General features: G+C 37.0%; 19 protein-coding genes. 15 read left to right on the plus strand and 4 right to left on the minus strand.

The annotated features are described in order from the left end of the window. Positions 1–6 precede the first annotated feature (6 nt). Both H3Z82_RS10410 and H3Z82_RS10415 read left to right on the plus strand, forming a co-directional pair. Positions 7–2,481 (plus strand): hypothetical protein, encoded by a 2,475-nt coding sequence (locus H3Z82_RS10410; protein WP_220459172.1) that lies wholly within the window; start codon positions 7–9, stop codon positions 2,479–2,481. A 773-nt stretch (positions 2,482–3,254) separates the two neighbouring features. Beyond that, positions 3,255–4,199, plus strand: coding sequence for an NADP-dependent oxidoreductase (locus H3Z82_RS10415; RefSeq protein ID WP_182205444.1), 945 nt, complete (start codon positions 3,255–3,257; stop codon positions 4,197–4,199). Positions 4,200–4,644: 445 nt separating this feature from the next. On the opposite strand, the gene H3Z82_RS10420 is transcribed toward H3Z82_RS10415, so the two are convergent. Then, positions 4,645–5,757, minus strand: coding sequence for a mechanosensitive ion channel family protein (locus tag H3Z82_RS10420; RefSeq protein WP_182205445.1), 1,113 nt, complete (start codon positions 5,755–5,757; stop codon positions 4,645–4,647). A 1,104-nt stretch (positions 5,758–6,861) separates the two neighbouring features. Between H3Z82_RS10420 and H3Z82_RS10425 the strand changes: the two genes are divergently transcribed. From H3Z82_RS10425 to H3Z82_RS10460, 8 genes are all read left to right on the plus strand, one after another. Further along, a complete protein-coding gene (locus tag H3Z82_RS10425; RefSeq protein WP_182205446.1) occupies positions 6,862–7,035 on the plus strand; it encodes a hypothetical protein in 174 nt (57 codons plus the stop codon). Positions 7,036–7,167: 132 nt separating this feature from the next. Continuing rightward, the gene (locus tag H3Z82_RS19775) at positions 7,168–9,198 is read left to right on the plus strand and encodes a tetratricopeptide repeat-containing sensor histidine kinase (RefSeq protein ID WP_182205447.1); all 2,031 of its coding nucleotides are present in this window, start codon (positions 7,168–7,170) and stop codon (positions 9,196–9,198) included. A gap of 6 nt (positions 9,199–9,204) precedes the next feature. Further along, positions 9,205–9,873, plus strand: coding sequence for a response regulator (locus tag H3Z82_RS10435; protein ID WP_182205448.1), 669 nt, complete (start codon positions 9,205–9,207; stop codon positions 9,871–9,873). Positions 9,874–10,525: 652 nt separating this feature from the next. Beyond that, positions 10,526–10,888, plus strand: coding sequence for a BlaI/MecI/CopY family transcriptional regulator (locus H3Z82_RS10440; protein ID WP_182205449.1), 363 nt, complete (start codon positions 10,526–10,528; stop codon positions 10,886–10,888). Between the two features lie 2 nt (positions 10,889–10,890). Further along, entirely contained in the window at positions 10,891–13,209 is a 2,319-nt protein-coding gene (locus H3Z82_RS10445) for a M56 family metallopeptidase (protein WP_182205450.1), read from the plus strand. 7 nt (positions 13,210–13,216) lie between these two features. Next, the gene (locus H3Z82_RS10450) at positions 13,217–13,771 is read left to right on the plus strand and encodes a hypothetical protein (protein WP_182205451.1); all 555 of its coding nucleotides are present in this window, start codon (positions 13,217–13,219) and stop codon (positions 13,769–13,771) included. A 7-nt stretch (positions 13,772–13,778) separates the two neighbouring features. After that, complete coding sequence (locus tag H3Z82_RS10455; RefSeq protein ID WP_182205452.1) at positions 13,779–14,915, plus strand: tetratricopeptide repeat protein; 1,137 nt, start codon at positions 13,779–13,781, stop codon at positions 14,913–14,915. Between the two features lie 832 nt (positions 14,916–15,747). Beyond that, positions 15,748–16,155 carry a hypothetical protein gene (locus H3Z82_RS10460; RefSeq protein WP_317172445.1) on the plus strand — a complete coding sequence of 136 codons (408 nt, stop codon included), beginning with the start codon at positions 15,748–15,750 and terminating at the stop codon, positions 16,153–16,155. Here the strand turns inward: H3Z82_RS10460 and H3Z82_RS10465 are convergent. Genes H3Z82_RS10465 through H3Z82_RS10475 form a run of 3 tightly spaced genes read right to left on the minus strand, consistent with a single transcriptional unit; the run spans position 16,152 to position 19,028 of the window. Then, the gene (locus H3Z82_RS10465) at positions 16,152–17,030 is read right to left on the minus strand and encodes an outer membrane beta-barrel protein (RefSeq protein ID WP_182205454.1); all 879 of its coding nucleotides are present in this window, start codon (positions 17,028–17,030) and stop codon (positions 16,152–16,154) included. The two genes, H3Z82_RS10460 and H3Z82_RS10465, sit on opposite strands and share 4 nt — an antisense overlap. 49 nt (positions 17,031–17,079) lie before the next feature. Then, a complete protein-coding gene (locus H3Z82_RS10470; RefSeq protein WP_182205455.1) occupies positions 17,080–18,207 on the minus strand; it encodes a glycosyltransferase family 2 protein in 1,128 nt (375 codons plus the stop codon). Then, entirely contained in the window at positions 18,204–19,028 is an 825-nt protein-coding gene (locus tag H3Z82_RS10475; protein ID WP_235982429.1) for a hypothetical protein, read from the minus strand. Before H3Z82_RS10475 ends, H3Z82_RS10470 begins: the two co-directional genes overlap by 4 nt. Positions 19,029–19,199: 171 nt before the next feature. Between H3Z82_RS10475 and H3Z82_RS10480 the strand changes: the two genes are divergently transcribed. From H3Z82_RS10480 to H3Z82_RS10500, 5 genes are all read left to right on the plus strand, one after another. Next, positions 19,200–19,841 carry an outer membrane beta-barrel protein gene (locus tag H3Z82_RS10480; RefSeq protein WP_182205457.1) on the plus strand — a complete coding sequence of 214 codons (642 nt, stop codon included), beginning with the start codon at positions 19,200–19,202 and terminating at the stop codon, positions 19,839–19,841. Then, complete coding sequence (gene ruvC, locus H3Z82_RS10485) at positions 19,842–20,453, plus strand: crossover junction endodeoxyribonuclease RuvC (RefSeq protein ID WP_235982430.1); 612 nt, start codon at positions 19,842–19,844, stop codon at positions 20,451–20,453. It begins immediately after the preceding gene. A 324-nt stretch (positions 20,454–20,777) separates the two neighbouring features. Beyond that, complete coding sequence (hemW, locus tag H3Z82_RS10490; RefSeq protein WP_182205458.1) at positions 20,778–21,944, plus strand: radical SAM family heme chaperone HemW; 1,167 nt, start codon at positions 20,778–20,780, stop codon at positions 21,942–21,944. 322 nt (positions 21,945–22,266) lie between these two features. Beyond that, positions 22,267–22,629, plus strand: coding sequence for a hypothetical protein (locus H3Z82_RS10495; RefSeq protein WP_182205459.1), 363 nt, complete (start codon positions 22,267–22,269; stop codon positions 22,627–22,629). Between the two features lie 54 nt (positions 22,630–22,683). Continuing rightward, a complete protein-coding gene (locus H3Z82_RS10500) occupies positions 22,684–23,433 on the plus strand; it encodes a cyclase family protein (RefSeq protein ID WP_182205558.1) in 750 nt (249 codons plus the stop codon). Positions 23,434–23,443: the final 10 nt, after the last annotated feature.

Raw genomic sequence — 23,443 nt, forward strand, 5'->3', positions numbered from 1 at the left:
TTGGAAATGATTAAGTTTTATATAAAAATTGGAACCGTATGGTTGTCGTTATTGTTCTGTCTATACGGAGCCATTGGATGGGGCCAAGATATCAAGCTCAAGGTTGTAGGAAATGCTGAAGATGGTTTTAATGTGGATATTTATAATGGCAACCAATTAGTCTTCCATAATTCCGAAGAATTTAAGCTTAAAGTCACCAATTTGGATTTTAGTGAAACCACCGAAATTAGTAATTGGAAAGGTTCACAATGGTCAGGTACCGACAATTTCATAATCCTCTCAAAAGAAACCTATTTGTCAGACTTTGATTTGAATTTGTCCATGACGGTCACCTATGAAGTCATCAATTCGAATGTTGTCAAAAAAAGCATTGATTTGTTGCAGTCAGGCATGCCTTCATTATACTATACACTGGAAGAAAACTTTATACCCGCAAATCCTCCATCCAAGTATGTTACTTTTGAATATGACGATTTTCCAGGTGGATTTGCTCACGAAATATTTCCTTCGGCTGGTTTTGTGACCTCCGATAATCAGTTGGTCGGTATCTTGATGGATGCGGGTTATAAAAATCACTACACACGATCTACGCGCAGACGGTTTAACGGTCATGGTGGTGGTTTTGTAGGCATGCGAATATTGCCCGATCCGGAATTGCTTTCCGTTGCTACGTTGGACGAAAGAGCAAAGGGCAAACATTATATCCAACAGAAATTTGGTGAACTGTATGATTTGGATCAGGGCAAAGAAATCAACCTAAAGTTCTCTTCTGATTTTCAAGACATCGGAGGTGCCGGGATTAAACATCAATCTGAATCAATAACACTTCATTGCAAACCTGGAAATCGCTCAGGATTTGAAGTTGCTGTGCCCTTTGAAGATCAAAAAACATATACCATCTCGTTCCTTGCCAAAGGAAATTCTCCCATAGCCCTTAAGCTTTTTAGAACTAAAAATGGTCAGAAGACGGTCGAATTGGAGCATGGCATTAAATATATTGATCAATTCCCTATAAAGGAAAATGATTGGACCTTGTTTAAAGGCAGCATTATGGTACCCTATATAGAAAATGACGGGGTATCGATGTTTTTGGGGACACAGTCAGGGGTAGAAGCGACCATTCAAATTAAGGATTTGCAGATTGTAGAGCATCAACCTTTAAAACAAGCCTACAATAAAATGGGAATGGGTGAGAAGGCCACAAAAACGAGCTATGTGTTTATTGAGCCTTGGGTGGACCATCATGATTTTGTGATTGCCTCACAATCCCGTCTATCTGAGGGAAAAGGGTTCAAAGGGACTTTGATTGAAAAAATGTTGTATGCCAACTTTAATATGCTCACGTGGATCACCTCTGTTGACGATTTTACGCCATTGAATGTACCAAATTTGAATTATGCACCAGACATGTATAATCGGGATTCCTTTTTCTCCGTAGTGTCCAATTACAATGAAGACTTAAATCTGGAAATTTGGGGGCAATGGGCAAAAACGCAAAATTCCACAGGTGCTGTGGCTAATATCATTACGCCTTATATGGGAACAATTGAAGCTAAGGACAACGAAGCGACCATTCAGTTTTTAATTTGGGCCATGCTGAATAAAAGACGTTTTAATGCTGTCCTGCCCAAGGATAAAATAGATAAAGCGGTGGCCTATGTACTTAATGAATTTGATCCTGATGGCGATGGTATCTGTGAGTCCCATTTTACTTTAAGTCAGATAGATGTTAATAAATATGAACCTAAAACGGATAGATTGGCTGTGAATCAGGGAATATTTGCCATTGCCTTAAAAACAATAAGGGAGCTCGGATATGATATATCAGATGAATATATTCAGAAAGCCATAACCGGTTATCTCAATTTTTATGACGAGGATAGAAAACATATCGTATTTGATCGAGATTATCCGGATATTATTACGATGACCGATTTAGAGCCAGAATTCTTCTCATTATGGCTGTTTAATGAACCCATTTTAACGGACGAAATGGTGATCAACCATCTGGAACAAATTCCCATATTAAACAAAGTACCAAATTCGCCGCACCCAGAGTTTGGAACTACAGCGCCCGTAGCTGTTCGACTGGATAATAGCGAAAATGGGTATTCATATATGACTGCAGATTATCAGCCTTTTAGGGAATTTGGAGAGTCTAATTATAAAGATGGTGCAAGAGATGGCTTCTATTATAACGGAGGGAGCTGGATGAGACCCGAATATTGTGGCTATGTTGTTGGATATAGGCACGGATGGAAGAAAGCACTAGCTCTTATGGAAAACCGTGCTTGGGCAGAAATCAACCTCAATCCCAAATGGCCATATAGCAAAGAGTTTATTCCAACCAAATGGGAAACCACCGATTCTTGGTGGCTGTCCACTCGTGGTTTGTGTTGGAATGTGTTCATCCTAATGGCAAATGAAGTTGCTGGCCTTCGTACTCCTGAAATGGATCCTGATTTTAAAAAATCAAAATGAACATATATTTCCTATGGCTAATGGATGGTTTTTAGGTGAGCAGGTCGTCCTTCGGAGCTGTTTTTGACCTATGGATTCCAGTGGGACCTATATTACAAGTTACCGTATCCGCCTGATAAATCTCAATAATACTATAGAAAAACTTTTATTAATATTAGGTGTTGTTAATTGGTTGAATTTACTATTTTTGCATCAGACGAAATCAATTTGTGCCATCGCCCTCGGGGATAAGGTCACAAATCGTCAACATAGACAAAGAGATTTTACAAGAGTGCTGATATAGGCTGGGATAAACGGACTAAGTTCGAGTCCCGTCCAGACCGCGAAAAGCTCATCGAAAGATGGGCTTTTTTCGTTTATAGCATTGATTTTTCTCGGATTTATGGGATTATGCATAAATTGTTGTAAGTCTGTATAGGAAGAATCCGGATCAAGTCAAAAAGTTGTGGGATTTTAGGATTATGCATAAATTGTTGTAAGTCTGTATAGGAAGAATTCCATGTTTCTAACCCCTCTGAACTGCGCTCTAAAAGCTTTTACTCGGCTAATTGACTATACCATAAATAACGGCTTTATTACATAGCAATAGAGGCATTGCCTCTCCTGTGTTAGACATAATCACACTAATCCTTAAAACCTAAAATTTTGCACATGGTAATGAAGTATTGGGTTTTACGTAATCTCAGGTGCTATGCGATTGACAAATCTTCATGTTTTATTCATATCTTATTGAGCTAATAAAACAAGTGAGTCTAAACCTTAAAAAGACCTTTATGAAAGCAGTTATTCTTAAACAAATTGGTGATGTAGATCAACTCATTGTCCAAGATATTCCAATTCCGACTATCAATAAAGATGAAATTCTGATAAAAACCAAAGTGGCCAGTATCAACCCTATTGAAGTGAAAACTCGTAATGGAAATCGTTTTAGTGAGCCCTTATTGGAGCTCGAGCATCCAATTTTAGGCTGGGACGCAAGTGGCGTGGTAGAAAAAGTAGGAGAGAACGTTACGGAATTTAAACCTGGTGATGCCGTTTTTGGTATTATCGGATTTCCCGGATTTGGAAAAACTTATGCTGAATATTTTGTGGCAAAAGAACAACACCTGACCCTTAAACCCGAGAGTGTGAGTTTTGCTGATGCAGCAGCCAGTACAATTGCAGCCATTACGGCCTACCAAGCCCTGAAATATTTCGGCAAATTAAACGCGGATACCAAGGTGCTGATACACGCTGCTTCTGGCGGTGTAGGCCATTATGGAGTTCAGTTTGCCAAACATTTTGGTGCTGAAGTCTGGGCAACGGCATCTGAAGCCAAAGAAGATTATGTAAAAGCGTTGGGAGCCGATCATTTTATTGATTATAAGTCGCAAAAATTCGAAAAAGAAGCACAAAATATGGATGTGGTTTTCGATTTAATTGGAGGCGATTATATTGACCGCTCTTTAAAATCGCTGAAAGAAGGTGGGATTTTGATCAGCATCCCCAGTGCAACCAACGCCGAGGTTGAAGAAAAAGCAGAAAAAGCAGGACGCATCGGTGTAAGATTCAGTCTTGAAAACAATAAAAAAGACATGCAAGCTATTGCTCATTTGTTGAATACTGGTGAATTAAAGCCTCATATCTCTAAAAGTTTTACAATTGACCAAATTAGAGACGCGCATTTGGCATTGGAGGAAGGCCATGTTAAAGGAAAGATTGTAATTACGGTAGCCTGAATAATTGGGCCTGTCAGTTTGTAATTCTCATGCAAATGTACTTAGCGACATTACACTATGGGCTTTGTATTCGATAATATGTCTTAATAATTTAGTATAACAAAATACGCTAATGAAAACTCGAATCGTCACATTTTTCATCCCGATCTTAGGTGACGAGTTTATCGCATATCAAATCCTGAGCAGTTTCGGACCTCGATTCGTAGCTCTGGCTTTAAATTAACTGGTCAAACTTTCTTCGTAAGTCACTATTTGTGATGTCGTAAATCCTACCGTATCTCATATGGTTTTGTGATTTTAGGATATAGAAAAGTCATAAGATATAGAGCCAATATAGGGTTTAAACCTTAAATAATAACTATCAGCACAAGTAAATACTTCATTTTTGGAATTTTAGAGATCAGGAGCCAAAGATTAAATTTTAAACTGAATTCCTGAGATTATTTTAAGGAGGGACTGCTGCCTCCGGTGAGGATTCACCCGGATTTTTAATAACAATGCTACGGTATGGATATGGTATTTCGATACCTTCCGCCTCAAAACGTTCTTTGATGCTTTCAAATAAATCGCGCTTTACGGCAATAGAATCACTATAATTTTTAGCCCAGGCCCAAACCCGAATTACGACCGCTGAATCTTCCAATTCAACTACAGCGATTCTTATTTTAGGCTTGCCTTCTTGTTTGTCGGCAGCAGAACGGTTGTCGATAATTAAAGGGTGCCTCGCACATTCTTCTTGCATGATTTTTTTGGCAAGTCCTACGTCACTATCGTATGATATGCCCATCTCCACATATTCGCAACACTTTGATTCTATAAGATCATAGTTAACCAACTTTTCTTTATTGATAATTGAATTGGGTATCACAATCATTCTATTGGTAAAAGTTCGAATTACGGTATGACGAAGCGTAATATCTGCTACCTTACCAATTTGCGTATCATTCAATTTTATGATATCGCCTACCTTAAATGGTTTAAAAGCAATAATGAAAAATCCGCCAATGAGATTTGAAAGTGCCTCTTGCGATGAGATACCTACTACAAGAGCAATGATTCCTGCTCCACCTAATGCCGTCTGTGCAACAGCATGTAAAGAAGGTATAGCCAAGAGACAAAATAAGATTCCTGTAAAATAGATACCAATCACTGCTACATAGCGCAAAAATTTTAAACTGGTGATATCTTCTTTGTTATGTACTTTCTTGGCAAGACTTTTTTTAATCCGTGAACCGACAAATGTAGCGGCTATAATAGTAAGAATAATGACAAACGCTAAGTACAGCACCAATTTGAAATGGTTGGTCAAAGCTTCGTATTGGTCCTCTTCAATAAAAATAAAGCTGAGGGCCATTGCGCCCAAAATCATCCAAAGCACAATAAGGACGTTCTTTATCCGATTCATTGGGGCTATGTTCCGTCCCGGCAACTTCTTGCGTCTTCTCTGAACAATCCATTTGTGGATTACAATGGTCAGGAGATAAAGAATTACTGTTGTTGCAACAACAATGCCGCCGTAAATTAGATCTGAATTATGGATTTTAAAGTATTCTCGCACGAATTAAAGTTAACCATTTTTTTATAGAAAATAAACCTCGGCTGAAAACTAATTGTACCATCATTTGAGAGCTTAATTAGCGGGTAGTAGCGCATAGCGGATTGTCGTACCAAGATGCAATCAGGATTGTGAAGGTGAACTACTAGCGATGGAATTTAAATATTCCAAAAGGACAGCTCTGATAGCTTTTGGAATACACTGCAGGTTTAGTTCCTCCAATGATGAATAGGGCCTTTTTAGTGGTGTAGGTAAATTAATGAAATGAATGATAATCAAGCTCCAATGGTGGTTATTAGAACCCACAAAAGATTATTCAATATAAACCATCATTTATTAATTCAATTTACTATTTTTGCATCTGATGAAATCAACTGCTACCATGATCCGTAGGTTTATGGATGCAATTCGTCAACAACGTTATAAGAACTTTTTTCAAAGATATTGGTCTCGTTGGGATATATGATTCGGTTGCGAGTCGCCCGCAAGCCACAATCCCGAAGTTATCGGGGGCTGGAGCTCTAAAGAAATTTAGGTTTTTTTTTAGCGAGTTTCCCTACTTAAGGGAACCAAAAGATGTTGTGTTGTTTCCGTAATCCGATAGTTATCGGAACGGAACGTAGTGATGCCAGAGCAATTTGGCATTCCGATGAGAAGCTTTCCTTTTCTGTTTTTAACAGAATCGGGATGCTTTTTTGTTTTAGGATGGTTGGTGCATTAGTTGAAGTTAGGATGGCATGGATTATGACAGATTTCTATTTTGTAGGAATTTAATTTGTTTTGTCGCGATTTCTTACTAAATCTTGGTATAAGTTGCAGTTCATCGGATTTTTTTGAATTTCCACCCTCGATAATTTTGTTAATAACTTTTTTATAATATATTTGTATCTCTTAGATAAGCTAACTAAACCAACTTATTTCAAGAAACTTTAATCCATTTTTTACACAAGGTGTTATTGCATGTCCTTACTTCCCTCGACATGAAATTGCAATGCTAGAGCCTATTGTGCTCAAAAATTAATAATCCATTCTTCCCTCGAATGACATTTTTTATGCTCAAATTATTAATTAACTAAAATAGTATTTAATCCCCTAAATTGTAATTAAATGAAAACTTTAAAAATTACTTTATTACTTGTTTTATTTTTAATAGTATCAAGCCAAACTGGTACAACACCTTCTCCAACTAAAGCCGAAGCAAATAAGTACGAGCAGTCCAAAACACAATTTGATTTGTTAGCCCACTCAAGGAGTGGCATACGTATCCCGACCCAAGGATAGATTTAAAGTATTTTTCAATACGTATAAGCTCTTATTACAATCAATAAGAGCTTTTCGCGTTGGGGTAAATTAAACCGGAGAGATTAAATAAATTATTATAAATTTGGAAGCATTCAAAAATAACAATCCCACGTGTTCAGGTTAAACCTTCTAATTGTTTTATTTCTTTTCGGAGCGAAAGCTTATTCCCAAAAAATATTGGAGTCGCCAGAATACGATAGCATCTTAAAATTCCAATCGCTCAGTAAGAACAATGAACTTTCGCTTTCCGATCAATTTGCTTATGCAAAAAAAGCGGTTGATTATGCTAATGCATTAAAAGTTGATTCTGTCATCATTAAGGCCAATCACAATTATTCGCTGTTGAGTATTTACATTGGTAATTTCGATGAATTTAAACGAATCAACTTCAAAACACTTAAATTATCAAAATCCATTAATGATTCTTTGGCCATGGCCATTGCCAACCACAACTTAGGTTGGTACCACCATCAGAATAGGATTCAGAATGACAGTGCTTATTTTTATTATACAAAAGCCTATAAGATATCTGAACAGTTAGAGCTTACGTCACGTCAAGTGGAAATCTTAATCAACATTTCTGAAATCCAAGACTTAGAAAAAGATTATATAGGCAGTGAAGAAAGTGCAATTGAAGCTATAAAATTAGCCAAGCATCTTCCTGAGGACGAGTACTTGATGGAGAGTTTATGGTTACTTTATACAAGGCTTGGTACCGGTGCCACCACGATGAAAATTTTTGAAAAGGCACTTGAGTACCATGAGACCGCTTACGGGATTGCAAAAAAAATGAAGGAAGGATTCATTCTGCAATTGTCTTCAGAAAATAATTTGGCGCATGTTCATAAGGAAATGGGTAATTATAAGAAGGCATTGTCGCTTTATGAAGGCATTTTAAATTATAAAGAGTTATTTGATTTAGAACCAGATTTTTATGCCTTGGTATTGGACAATGTGGCCTATGCGCGATACCTAAATGGAAGCAAGGATTTTGAACAAATGGAACAGATGTTTGAAAGAGCCTATCATATTTCTGATAGTCTCAACGACCAAGTGACCAAGCTCTATGTGACCATTGATCTTTCAGAATTTTATAAAGGTCGGGGTCTGGAAGACCAAGCGCTAAAATACGCGGAGGAATCTTACCACTTAGCCACTGACATTTCATCCAATGACATTCTATTGGAATCTATGGTTCTGCTTTCCGAGCTTAAACCTGGAGACGAGGGAAAGGTTTATTTAAAAGAGCATATCAAATTAAGTGATAGCCTATTGGCTCATGAACGGAGCATTAGAAATAAGTTTGCGCGCATAGAGTTTGAGACCGATCAAATAGAATTGGAAAACAAACGGATTGCCACCGAAAAACTGTGGTGGACCATTAGCTCCATTGTCTTGTTAGTGGCATCTGCTTTGGTCTATATCATAATTACACAACGCAACAAAAACAAAGCTTTAAAGTTCAAGCAAGACCAGCAATTGGCCAATGAAGAGATTTATAATTTAATGTTATCACAACAGGATAAAGTTGATGGCGCAAGGGCAGAGGAGAAAAGACGGATTTCACAAGAGTTGCATGATGGTGTGCTGGGGCGTCTGTTTGGGGCGCGATTGAGCTTAGACAGTTATAACTTGAATGATGGAAAAGAAGCCGCTCAGGTAAGGTCCAAGTACATCTCTGAATTGAAGATTATTGAAGAGGACATTCGGAAAATTTCCCACGATTTAAACACTGATTTTGTCGCAGGTTCCAAATTTATGGATATTTTGAAAGTGTTGATAAAGGAACAGTGTAAAGCCTATCAATTGATGTACGATTTTGATTATACCCACGACATAGATTGGGATTTGGTTTCAAATAAAGTCAAGATAAATATTTACCGAATGCTGCAGGAGTCGCTCCAAAACATCTACAAGCACGCTAACGCCAAAACTGTTAAAATTAGCATTGAACTAAAAAAATCTGTAATTTGCTTACTCATTAATGATGACGGAACTGGTTTTGATCCAAATAAGAGCAAAAAAGGCATCGGACTGAAAAATATCAAATCCAGAGTTGATGAGCTCAATGGGACGGTAGTCTTCCAATCAAAAATAAATCAAGGTACAACCATAAAAGTTAAAATCCCCTATACACCTTAAAAACCAATGCAACACATACATATATTAATGGTAGATGATCATCCTATCATCATTGAAGGGTACCAAAACACCTTAATGTCCACCAAAAAAGAAAATCAAATTTTACGTATAGATACGGCAAATGACTGTGATACCGCGAATCAGTTGCTGCAGCGTGCCGCCAATGAAAAGCCGTATGATATTTGCTTTTTTGATATCAGTCTGCCTAGTTCTTCAGATGGCAAATTGACCTCCGGAGAAGACCTTGCCACATTGACGCGGGACATCATGCCAAATGCCAAAATTGTAATCTTAACTATGTTTGATGAATCTTATAGAGTGCATAGCATTATCAAGGATATCAATCCGGATGGGTTTTTGATTAAAAGTGACTTAACGTCTAGCGAATTGGCTGAGGCCTTTCAGCATATCATGTCATCGCCACCTTATTACAGCAGCACGGTCAGTAATTTTATTAAGAAAACGGTGACCACTGATATTTATGTTGATGATGTCAATCGGAAAATTCTGCATCTATTATCGCAAGGTGTCAGGACGGTAACCTTAAGGGAGCATATTAATTTATCTTTGAGTGCCATTGAAAAACGCAAGAAACAACTTAAACTTTTGTTTTCTGTTGAGGATGGAAAGGATGAAACGTTGATTGAAAATGCACGAAAAAAGGGTTTTATTTAATAAAAAACTGTTAAAGTTTCTGTTTTATCATTTTTTGAAGATTCTCTAAACCCCTACTGCGCTTAAAAACTACGGTTTTCCCGTAATATGTTTACGGTTTTCCCGTAACAAAAAGTCAGATCCATTGTCTATATTTGAATCGTCAACAATAATTAATTAATCCCTCTAAGTAATTTGTTGAGTTAATAGCAAAAAAAGTTAAAACCTAATAATTAACCGTCAGGAAGATTATTAGGTTTTTTTAGTGAAACCCCTGTCTGCCGACACGCAGGCATGTTCCAAAAGCCGAAGGCGCGCTGGAATATGCTAGTCCTCCCGATTGCTATCGAGATAATCCCTCCAGATTGCTATCGGGATTGGCGGGATCCAAGCCCAATATACCCACAGATATTCTGATACTCCAAATTAAATATATGGAAGGATAGTTGTTTTTCAGTTTAATAGTTCATGGACTTCCTGAGGTGGTTCATAATTGATACACTCCTACCTCCAAAACATTTTTTTTTCAAATCTTTTAACTAATAAATTAGTTTGAACTAATATTTTAGTTATATTAGCATCGTTAAGTTGGTGGATTGCAAAATTTTAATCTGCTCAATCTTAATGAAAATCACGTTTAACTAAAAGATTCCTGCCTTCGCAGGAAGTTATTATGAAACAACTTACCAAAGCCGAAGAAGAGATTATGCAGGTGTTATGGCAACTGCAAAAAGCCAATGTCAAACAAATTATTGAAGAATTGCCAAAACCGAAACCGGCCTATAATACGGTATCAACCATTGTGCGCATTTTGGAAAGCAAAGGTTTTGTGGACTATGAAAAAAAGGGCAAGGGCCATACCTATTTTCCGTTGTTGACCAAATCAGAATACAGCAATCAGAGCATCAATATGTTGGTGAACGATTATTTTCAAGGCTCGTTTAAAAGTATGGTCTCATTTTTTGTCAAGAAAAATGACTTGAGCCTAAAGGATATGGAATCCATTTTAAAGGAAATCAATAAAAAAGACGACTAATTATGTTACACTATATTCTACAGACCGTTGCGTTTCAAGTGTTCTTTTTGATCATTTACGATGTGTTTTTAAAAAATGAAACTTTTTTTAATTGGAATCGTGCGTATTTGATCGGTACGGCATGCTTGTCGTTTATATTGCCATTTTTAAAATTTGAGAGCATCAAGGCCATCGTTCCGGAACCTATGGTCGTCCGATTGCCACTTGTCATCATTGGCGACGTTTCACCTACGCTTGATAGCACTGTTATAGAGATGGGAGCTGAACAGATTACAGAACAAGCGGCAAGTTTTTCTTGGACTTACGTTTGGATAGCTGGAATACTATTGGCGACGCTTCTCTTAACGTATAAAATTGTTAAGATAGGTAGACTGCTTTATAAAAATCCGCAACGTTGGCAGGGTGATGCTCTGATTGTGTATTTGTTGAACAAGAGTACAGCCTTCTCTTTTTTTCACTATATCTTTTTGGGAACTAATATTTCAGATGATAAGAAAGAACATATCCTACAGCACGAAATGGTGCATGTCAAAGAGAAGCACAGTTGGGATTTATTGGTTTTCGAAATTCTGAGAATCGTGTTTTGGTTCAATCCGCTAATTTATATATACCAAAACAAGCTTTCCAATTTGCACGAGTTCATCGCCGATGCAAAAGCCGTAAAGTACAAAGGCAAATCGGCCTATTATCAAAGTCTATTGTCTCAAGTTTTTGAGACCCAGCACATCTCATTCATCAATCCATTTTTCAAACAATCATTAACCCGCCTGAACGTATTTGGAAAACAATTTACATTCCATAACGGGCAGGTCAAAAAACGAATCGTCATGTTAAGCAAATCAAAATCAAAACAAATCCGTCTTATTAAATATGCCTTAGTAGTGCCTATGGTTATGGGCATGTTGATGTACACCTCGTCTTATGCGAGTCTAATTAAAGATCCTTTACCCGTGATTTCAAACGAAATTTTAAATCAGGAATTGACATTTCCAGAGTTAATAGAAAAATATTACAAGGAAATTATAGGTTTAAAAGATGCACCAGATGACTTTTATATAGCCTATAAAAACTATGGTGATATAGGTGATAATTATATACAAAGCAAACAGGAGGTTGCTAAAGCACAGGTTTTTTTAAAGTATAAATTTACAAAATTAACTGAAAAAAAGAAAGCTGTTGGATTAAACGAGGATGAGGAGCGCAGCTTGGAGCATTATGGATCAAAGCAACCAACCTATGAAGAATATCTTTCCTACAAAAAATCAGTCCAAGGGAAATATAATTGGGAAAACTCTTCAGGAGATGGAGAGTTGCGTCTAGTTGTTGATGATATGGGCAAATTATCAGATAGCGAAAAGGAAATGAAAGCTAAAAAAATGGCTTTAATCAAGAAAGATGACTTTTATTATAAACTCAACATCACAGATGGTAAAAGTTCTACCGTCCTGGATTTTGGTAAAAACGATAAGGAAGAGAAAAAAGAAGCCTCTGAAACCTTTGATATAGAAGTGCCTTATGCCGTAATTGAAGAAGTGCCATTATTTGAAGGCTGTGAAGCATCGGGATTCAAGGATGATGCTAAACGATGTACCTCAGATAAGGTATCGCAGTTTGTCAATAAAAATTTCAATGTAGATTTAGCAACTACATTAGGCCTGACAGGCAGACAACGCATCAATGTTATCTTCAAAATAGGTAAGGACGGAAAAGTAAAAGATGTTATGGCAAGAGCGCCGCATCCAGGGTTGGAAGCAGAAGCCGTTAGGGTCATTGAATCCATGCCAGATTTTACGCCTGGTAAACAAAAAGGAAAAACCGTTACCGTGCCGTATAGTTTACCCATTTTGTTTCAGGTTATGGCGGATGCACCAGATACGGATAAGGAGAATACAGAACAATCGGATCAGGATTATTTGAAAGCCTTACAATCTGAAGAACAGAACAAAATACTTGGTTTAACGGAAATCCCGTATGCCGTGGTTGATGAGGCCCCTGTATTTCCATCTTGTGAAAGTTTAGATTCGAATGATGAGCGTAAAAAGTGTACTTCGGACAATATCGCGGAATTCGTCAATAAAAACTTCAATCTGGAACTGGCCAAAAAAGTTGGTTTGACTGGAAAACAACGCTTGACCGTTATTTTTAAAATTGAGACCGACGGCACTATTTCAAGCATCAGAGCCAGAGCCTCTCATCCCGAATTGGAAAAGGAAGCCGTTAGAGTGATTGGCATGTTGCCAAAAATGGGTCCTGGGAAGCAGAGAGGTAAGGCAGTAACTGTTCCTTACAGTCTTCCTATGCTTTTTAACGTGAACAAATAGTTGAACTATGGCGAAATTCTTTCTGTTCATTCTTATTTCTTTAAATGCTTTTGCCCAGCAAATGGATTACAAAAGTATATCTGATGATCAACTTAAACATAGCTTAGAAAATGAACTTTTAGATATGGAAAAAATGGGTGCCACATCGCAATCTATTTTTGAAAAATTTGTGATGGAAACCGATGCTTATATCATGTCTCGTGAATCTTATTACAGATTTGTAGTTCATTTGAAGTATACAACAGATAAACTGCTGACCAAGGATGTGCAAAATGGAAGTGATGCTGCCAAGATCTTTGAAATAATTGAAAAAATGAAACATCAAAAGTCATATCAAGACTATGTTGATTCTCGAAGAACTGATAAAGCTAAGGAACACTGGGAGAACAGTACCCAAGATGGCATTTTAAAATTGGTGGTGGATGATTTTGATCAATTCACAGAGGCCGAACAAAAACGTTATGATGGTTTAATTATTTTACTGGATCGAGACCCATATTTTACCCATTTAAATATTACTGATGGCAAAACCACTAAAAAGATAATGCCCAATATCAATTAAAACCCTCATGATTAAATTTTGTATTTTTTTAATAATTACGTTGCTCACATGGTCCATGCAAGCGCAGAGCATGCTCTTAAAACGAGCGGACAGCTTGTATGCGCATGGCAATTATTCGAAAGCCATAGAGACGTATAAAGCCTATGAGCAGCAAGACCTGGTCTATGAAAAGATGGCTAAAGCTTATCTGGCGCTTGGTAACTATGATTTGGCCTTAAAAAACTATGATCTTGCGCTCAATGCCTTTCCTGAGGATGCGCTCATAAAATATGATTATGCCAAATTACTCTCAAGAAGCAAGAAACTTAATGATGCGGCAGTATTGTTGAGTGAATTGGTATTTCTCGATTATAGAAACCCAAATTATCATTACGAATTGGGTCTGGTATTTGAAAAGCAGGGCGATTCTACCGCAATGAACAGGTTTCATTCGGCCTATGAACTTGATCCTACCCATCAGAAAGCCATTTATAAACTAGGCAGGTATTTTCTGGCGAAAAGAAACCATGAGACGTCGCTTCGTTATATTAACAAGGGTTTGGAGAGTTATGCCAACAATGTGGAGTTGATCAATTTGAAAGCGCTTAATTTTTATTGGAAAGAGGATTATATAGAAGCTTCACTCTGGTTTGAAAAATTATTGGATTTGGGTGAAAACTCTCAGTTTATCCATGAAAAATTGAGTTTCTGCTATGCCCAGCAAGCCTTGTATGATAAAGCGATTGTCCATGCGAAACAAGCCTTGCAATTCGATCCAAAGAACGCAACCAACCTTTATATTTTAGGTCAATTGTACGAAAAAATTAAGGACTACGCTGCCGCTGAAAAGTGGATTTCTGAGGCGCTGTTCATTATGGATCAGCCATTAAACGCTGAATACACTAAATTGGCCACCGTCTTAAATCAGCAAGGAAAGTATAAGGAAGCCATTGCGGCCCTTCAATCTGCCATAAAAGAGAATCCACAGGATGAGACGGCACAATTTTTTTTAGTACGGACAAAGGACGAGTACTATGCCGACAGGGATTCCAAAATCAAGGTTTATGAAGTGTTTAAGGATAAATTTCCAAAAAGTATTTATACACCGTTTGCAAACATGCGCTTGAGAGAACTTAAAGATGAAAAATTCATGGCATCTGAATAGCCATCATTATGTTACTATGCTTTTGGCGTAATCCTGATAGTTGTTGGGTGCAAAGGGTTGCAGCAAGGCTCTAATATGCTATTGGTTTCAAGTAAAGTTAAAACTATGTTCTTTAGTACATCTCGCTTTAGCTTCTAAAAATTTTGACACGTCCCGATAACTATCGGGATCACGAACCTGCCGGCCTGCAGGTTTTCACAGAGTCATTCGCTCCCTGAAAGTAGAGGCATAAATTATTCAGCATAAATTTCACGAAACTGACTGCAGTCAGACAGGTGCAACAGACTTTCAGTGTGTTTTAGAAAGGCACTTTAGTCCATAGTGAATTGTTTAGAGGTCAGTAGTTAATTACATGCATCCTGTGACCATTTATAGGATATGTCAGGCTGAGCATTAATAAATTCAGAATATAGGTTGAATGAAGTTAACTTACGCAGTGAGTTGAAGCCAATTATTTGCATTTAGAAGGTTCTCGACTGCGCTCGAACTGATAGCGTCTATTATCCTATTTAAACTTATTATGGCGGTATAATAAATAAACATTTATCTTCTGACCTCTATTTTGACTTATTTTCTTTTTAAAACCTTGCCTACCTGCGGTTAAGTTTATGTATAAAAACTGTACTCTAAAATTAAAACGATTTTTCGATTGGTACCAGTGGCGGGTATTAAAAACCATTGGTGGAAATAAATAATTGAACTGAATGACTTTGAGTGAATTTATTCTCTAAAAAAATTGTATTTTTCAGCTTCAGTACGCTATGAAATGAAGCCATTAATACTTGTTTTTTTTATCTTCTTGTGCTCTTGTGATTATTTTCAATCCAAAAAAGTGTCCTCCGAACAACTTTTAGAAGAAGAAATGCAGGCGATAAATTGGAATGATGTTGATGAGTACCCAACGTTTTCTGATTGTGATGCAGCAACCACCAATCAGGAAAAAAAAATCTGTTTTGAAAATCACCTACACGAATTGCTTAGTTCACATTTAGAAAAACAGATAATAATAGTCAGTGAAGATGTTTCAGATACGGTACTTTTGAAAATACATATCGATAAAACTGGCCAATTTTCAATCCGTGACATTATTATGGATTCGAACACTAAAGCTCAAATCCCACATTTAGACAGTATCTTAAGGCACAGTTTTGATTCGCTTCCAAAAATATACCCCGCCATTAAACGCAGTCAACAAGTGGCTACCGAATTTAGTTTACCGGTTATTGTCAATATTAACTAGTTGATTTTAAATTTGAGTCCGAGGGTGATATCCGAAGAAAAATTACCTTGATTTTTAAAAAAAATGGCAAAAATCTGGTTATAGCCCAGATTGGCATAGATGGTATTGCTCAATTTTACATCCGCACCCAATCCAATTATAAGCGGAATATCGAAGGCGGTTTCATCAATATGCTCTGTATTGATCGTGTCATTCTCATCAATATAAATGACAGTAGCCTTTGTGAAATTCAAGGTGGCAAATTTGGCATCGCCATACACGCTAAATCTCGAATTTTCAATAAACCGATAACGGTACCCTAAAGAAAGTTCTGTCGTTTGGTATTTGAACTCATCTTTTTCAGCAACTTGACGCAATTGCAAATAGCCGGAATGTCTTCTGTTCGCAGTCACTAGCATTTCAACTTCTGCACCAAAGACAGCCGATTTCACATTTTGCGGGTTTTCCACAAACGGGCTGTTGGTGATACCTCCAAAAATGCCCAACCGGATTTCAGGATGAAAACTGGCATGCATGGAGATGTAATCTGGATTGACAGCGGTATTATAACGCTCAATAAAACGGGCTAAACTTGGTAAACGCAACTTGAGTTTAGATACGTCTAATGTGTTATTGGTGATGTCTTTTAAGGCCGATTTATATTGTTCCTGATACACACCGTTGGCATTTTTTGTATTGATCAATTCCACCAACTGATCATCTTGGGTTTTAATGAAATAACGATACTCCTCATCAATAATATTCCAAAGTAAAGCCACAGGACCATCAACGGCCGTTTTTAATTGAATGGATTGCCCATCAATAGTATAGGATTTTTGGGCAATGGCTAAAGTGGAACTGAACAAGAGCAATGCAATTAGAAATAATTTTTTCATAAACCGAAAGTTACCTGATTGTAAATCTACAAAAAGAAATGGTAGGTCGCTATTTTTTATAAGACCTATCTTTCCATTTAAATCCCTTAAATACAGTGAGGAAGATTATAATAACACTGAAAAAAGGATAGAGAAATGATGATATATAGTAATGTTTTAAATGGTTTTTCTGATTGAAGAAATTGGCAGTTTTAAAAATCAACAGAAAATCAATACTAAATTTAACGAGGAAGATTATTAGCAAATGAAGAGGAGCCATAATGCCGATAATAACTAATAAGACACAGCTAATCAAAAGTGCATTTAGACTTAAAACAATCAATCCCACCAGTTTTCCGAACCAGTTTTTATAAGTGTTTGTTTTGGCTGCCCAGCGTACGCGTTGTTCAACCAATTCGGACCATGAAGTTAATGCAGACGTAGCAACAACAGCATCTTGGCATTTTAAATAATGCACCTTGTTTGCATTTAATTTTGTGGCTTTTTCAAGTAAAAAAACATCATCACCGCTAGCTATTTCTTTATTGCCTTGAAAACCATTTAGCGTTTTAAAAAGCTCCTTTTTATAAGCTAAGTTCGCACCATTGCATAGAAATGGCTTTCTTATACCAAAGCCTCCAATAGTTGCGCCTTGCAAACTCAAAACATCCAAGAGTTGGAAATTCTGTAAAAAACCATGGCAATTGACGTAGGTTATCGGCGCGGCAATAAAATCGGGTAACCTTTTTTGGATGAATTCATCAAAGCTCTCCAACCAATATTTTGGCAGTACACAATCGGCATCCGTAGTTACAATCCAGTCATATTGAGCTTCTGAAATGCCTAAACTAATGGCATCCTTTTTTGGTGAATTGCTGCTTCGTATATTTTTAATGAGTGTGACGTTGAGGTGTCTGTTATTTGCCAACATTGAACGGACCAGTTGAACCGAAGTGTCGTTAGATTCATCATCAACAAAAATAATTTCGAAATGATCGTTTGGATAGTTCAGGTTTACTATGGATTCCAAAAGTGGAGGGAGCCTTTTTTCCTCATTCCTGAACGCAATAATAATGCTAAAATGTGTTTTTGGTTTTAGATGTGACAATTGAAATGTTTTGACACGATCAAAGCCCAAAATAAAACTTGCCATGACTAGAACGTAAAGTAAACTGATACCAAAACAAATAAAAATCATGACACGGTTTTAGGAAGTTTGTGCCTGAGCATATAATAGCTCCCAATCACGCTTGGAAGTGCAAAATTCAGAATCCAGATAAGGGTAACTACCGAGAGAACAACAGGCTCTGAGACACCAATCAATCCGAATAAGTAAACCGCAATGCCACCCTTAACGACGACATCAAAGATGAGAATAGATGGAATGATTGACGCTAATAAGTACATGCTTGAAATGGTAGTCATGGCTACCATGAAGTTTATATCCACTCCAAATAAATGCAGCAGATAATAAAACTGAAGGGAGAAAATGAGGTAACGCACCAAAGCACTCAAAACCACTTTAAGTATGATTTTGTGAGAAATTTTCTTTATAAAAACAAATAGCCTATTAATGGTTTTCTTCTGACCACCAAACCACTTTGTTCTCAATATTGAAATGACTAAAAGCCCCATAGCGATAAATGTCGCAAGCCAAATAAAGATGGCTTTATGGTTGAATTCTGGGTAAAAATGGAGCACATAATAACCCAACCCAACCGTTCCAAACCCTGTGGTTACTCCCATTTGCGCACTATTGCCCACGAGATTCAACAACATTATTTTTTTTCGTAGTGATGCTTGAAAATATAAAGCTTTTGCGCCATAGTCACCAATACGGTTTGGAGTCCATAGAGAGGCGGTAAGTGCACCTAAACTCTGTGCTTTTGCTTCAATAAATGAAATTTCAGTAATTGAACTTACCAAAGTCTGCCATTTTTTGATTTCAAAAAACCAGTTGGAAATACTCAAAAACAGTAAGATTATGACGGAAATTGATGAAATGGAACTGAATTTCATCAAATTTTGTAGAAATTCGGGAAAACTCAAATCGCTATTTCGAAATAATTTTACGTAAATCATGTAAAAAGCGGCAAGAACAAGACTTAATTTAATAAGGACATGCAAGAAATGTTTAGTTTTGTATAAGAGTGCCGTTAACATAGTCACAAATTAAATGATAATTAGCTTATGACCCCATATTTAAAAACACAAAACTTAACTTGGCTTTTATTTTTAACTCTTTTGACCAGCACGATCTCCCTGGCGCAAAAAGACGTTGAAAAATGGAAACTGCAGCTTGCATTGGGGGTTAACAACCCGATTGATAGAGGCGAAGATGCAGGCTATTATTCCAAGTACATTAATTTTCCTACGGTTAACTTGGGGGTACAGCATATGCTTTCCGATAATTTAGGAGCAAAACTTGACGTTGGTTATAATAGGGCCTCTTCAGAGACAGGGTCTTTGCCTTATAAAATGAATTATACACGAATTAACTTACAAGCGGTATATGATTTTAAAGACCTGTTGACCTTCCTACCACCGCGAATTGGTGTTGTGGCCCATGCGGGTCCAGGTGTGAGTATGACCAAGCCGTTAGGCAGTTTTGCCAATAACACCTATACTTATTTGAATTTTTTGGGAGGGGCAGAAGTCCATTATAGAATATCAAAATCGGTTTCCGTTTTTGCTGATGCTGGTTATGCGTATGGGCTTTCGGGAACAGATAAGTATGATGTGACTACTGATGGATTTTCGTTTAATGGCGATTTAATGTATGTTGCGTTCGGCGTATCCTTATCTTTGAGCGGATGCAATTATTGCTTTTAAATGACAAAAGAAAAAATTATTTTAGGAATTGATCCAGGGACGACCATAATGGGGTTTGGACTTATAAAAATAGTTGATAAAAAAATGCTGTTTTTGCAACTGAACGAACTCGATCTTAAAAAGTATAGCGACCATTACCTGAAACTCAAACTTATTTTTGAACGTACTATTGAACTAATTGATACGTATCACCCTGATGAAATAGCCATTGAAGCACCGTTTTTCGGGAAGAACGTGCAAAGTATGTTAAAGTTGGGGCGCGCTCAAGGTGTGGCCATGGCTGCGGGATTAAGTAGAGAGGTACCAATTACCGAATACTCGCCTAAAAAAATAAAAATGGCAATCACAGGTAGCGGAAACGCAAGTAAGGAGCAAGTTGCAAAAATGCTTCAAAGTTTATTAGGATTAAAAACATTGCCAAAAAACCTCGACGCGACGGATGGATTGGCAGCAGCAGTTTGCCATTTTTACAATTCGGGTAAAATTGAAATTGGTAAAAGCTATACGGGTTGGGCCGCTTTCGTGAAGCAGAATAGTAGCAGTTCATCCGCTACAAAAGGAGGTCCAAAAAACAATCCGATTATTGACTTGAGAAAGAAGAAGCGGAGTTAGTAAGCGGTTGTTAGTCTTGAGTTGGCAGTTAGCAGTCAGCAGTTGGCCATTAGCATTGGCCGTCTCAGTCTCAGTTTTCAAGTAATGGTATTTATTTAACTTAATAAGTCCTTTGTGAACCTTCGTGGGTCTTTGTGCAACTTTGTGAAATAGCTTTGTTTAGTCGGCAGTCGGCAGTTGGCAATCAGCATTGCCGTCTCAGTCTCAGTCTCAGTTTCAAGTGGTGGTTTTTATTTAACTTATTAAGTCCTTGTGAAACTTCGTGGGTCTTTGTGCACCTTTGTGAATTAGCTTTTTTATTTTCGTAAATCGTAAATCGTTATCATGTCTGGCATCTATATCCACATCCCATTTTGTAAACAAGCTTGTCACTACTGCAATTTTCATTTTTCGACTTCCTTAAAAAAGAAAGATGAATTGGTAGCTGCTTTAGCCAAAGAAATGGAATTGCGAAAAGATGAATTCAAAAACCAGGTGGTTGAAACTATTTATTTTGGTGGTGGCACTCCAAGTTTATTATCGATTGATGAGTTAAGATTTTTGATTGATGAAGTATACAAAAACTATGATATTTCTGAAAATCCAGAAATTACGATAGAAGCCAATCCCGATGATCTTATTAGTAATTCGGTCTCATTGAACCCAGCCGAAGTACGTCCTCCAACAATTTTCAAAGATTATAAAACTATCGGCATCAACCGACTTTCCATAGGCATCCAATCGTTTTTTGAGCAAGACTTAAAACTGATGAACCGCGCGCACAATTCAGAAGAGGCAATTAAATGTTTGGAAGAGGCTACCAAGCACTTTGATAATATTTCAATCGACTTAATTTACGGCATTCCGGGAATGAGCAACGAACGCTGGATTCAAAACATTGATACCGCCTTGGCCTTCAATATCCCCCATATTTCAAGCTATGCCTTGACCGTAGAGCCTAAGACTGCTTTGGAGACCTTTATAAAAAAAGGCCTGGTTAAAAATGTGGATGATGATTTGGCACAAGAGCAATTTCACATCATGATTGAGAAGCTTGAAAAAGCGGGCTTTATACATTACGAACTTTCCAATTTTGGGAAACCAGAATATTTCAGCAGAAACAACTCGGCTTATTGGCAAGGCAAACCCTATTTGGGCATTGGGCCTTCAGCACATTCTTTTGACGGAAAGCATCGGGGTTGGAATGTGCCCAATAACTCCAAATACATTAATTCTTTGGAAAAAAACGTCGTTCCCATTGAAACTGAAACTTTATCTATTACGGATCATTACAACGAATATGTAATGACTGGATTACGAACCATTTGGGGTATTTCTTTAGAAAAGATAGAAGAAGAATTCGGAGAAAAATACAAAACCTATCTTTTAGAACAATCCCAAAAACATATTATTGAACATTTAATGTATCTTGAGGATGGCAAATTGCTGGTCACTAAAAAAGGTAAATTTTTGAGTGATGGTATTGCCTCTGATTTATTTATGTTGAATTAAAGATCACGCTGTTATAACTCCCAAAGAGTTTAAAACCCGGAGAGAGTTTTGAGAGAGTTTTAAATAATATGGCGTCATTAGATAAAATAGAATTCGGTCATGAGTACCATTTTTATAATCGGCAAAACAGGGGTGATGCTACTTTCTATGACGAACAGAATTACAGATGTTTTTCTCACTTTACCTAAAGTATATTTATCCTGTAGTAGATACTTATTGTTGGTGCTTACCAAAAAACCATTTTCATTGTTTAATAAGGTTTAATGAATTTATCGAAATCAAGATAGAACAATTAAATTACTCTACGAACACTATATAAAATATGGACAAAGTTCATCCGTCAAAGCAACTTTTACATCTGTTCAATGCTTACACACAAGCTGTAAATAAAAGGTATGACCGAACCGAAAGCGTGATTGCAAAACTTTTCAAAAGAAAAATAGTATCTTCTCAGGATTATTTTATAAAATTGATTTTATATATCCATAATAATCCTGTTCATGACCAATTAGTGGATACAATTGCAGATTTTGAATGGTCTTCTTACCATACAATTCTATCATCTAAACTAACTTATATATTGAAAAATGAGGTCATTGAGCGGTTTGGCGATTTGCCGAATTTTAAAATATTTTATTCCACGAATCAAGATTTTGAAGATAATAAATCTTTAATTTTAAAGTGATTTTAAACCTTGACAGGGCTAAGAGATAAAAACAGTTAAAATACAAGTGAAATGATGAAAACAACCATACATTACCAGTCAAATATTTACAAAGTAGATTTATCTCAACCTCTTGATATATCCATCCCTTTACAAGCGAGCGGTAAGAATGTAAATGTGTGGTCTATTGAAGAGCCAAAAATAGAACCTGTAAAAAGCCGCAATTGGAAGGGAAGCGTGAAAGCTGGTGGTTCAGTCAATTTCAATAATATTTATTTTAATCCCCACGCCCACGGCACCCATACGGAATGCATAGGGCATATTACGGAAGAATTCCATTCCATCAATGAAAATTTAGAGCAGTTTTTCTTTACTGCGGAATTGATATCTGTTGCTCCAGAAAATTATATGAAGGATACCGTCATTTCCAAACATCAAATAGAGGTATTGTTAAAGGGTAAAACACCTGAAGCATTGGTGATTCGGACGCTGCCCAATACAAAAAATAAAAAGAGCCGACATTATTCCGAAACCAATTGGACCTATTTAACCGAAGAAGCCGTGGTTTTCATCAGAGAGCATGGGGTCAAGCATTTGTTAATAGATTTACCAAGCGTTGATCGAGAGCATGATGGAGGGAAATTGCTCTCACATAAAGCTTTTTGGAATTTTAATGGCGAGCGTAGGATGGATTGTACCATCACTGAGCTCATCTATGTTAAAAATAAAATAGAGGACGGCAGTTATCTATTAAATCTGCAGATAGCTCCATTTGTAAACGATGCATCACCGAGCAAACCGGTACTATATAAGCTTATAGAGTGATACGCATTTA

Source organism: Gelidibacter maritimus, from assembly GCF_014062315.1.
Lineage (GTDB): Bacteria > Bacteroidota > Bacteroidia > Flavobacteriales > Flavobacteriaceae > Gelidibacter > Gelidibacter maritimus.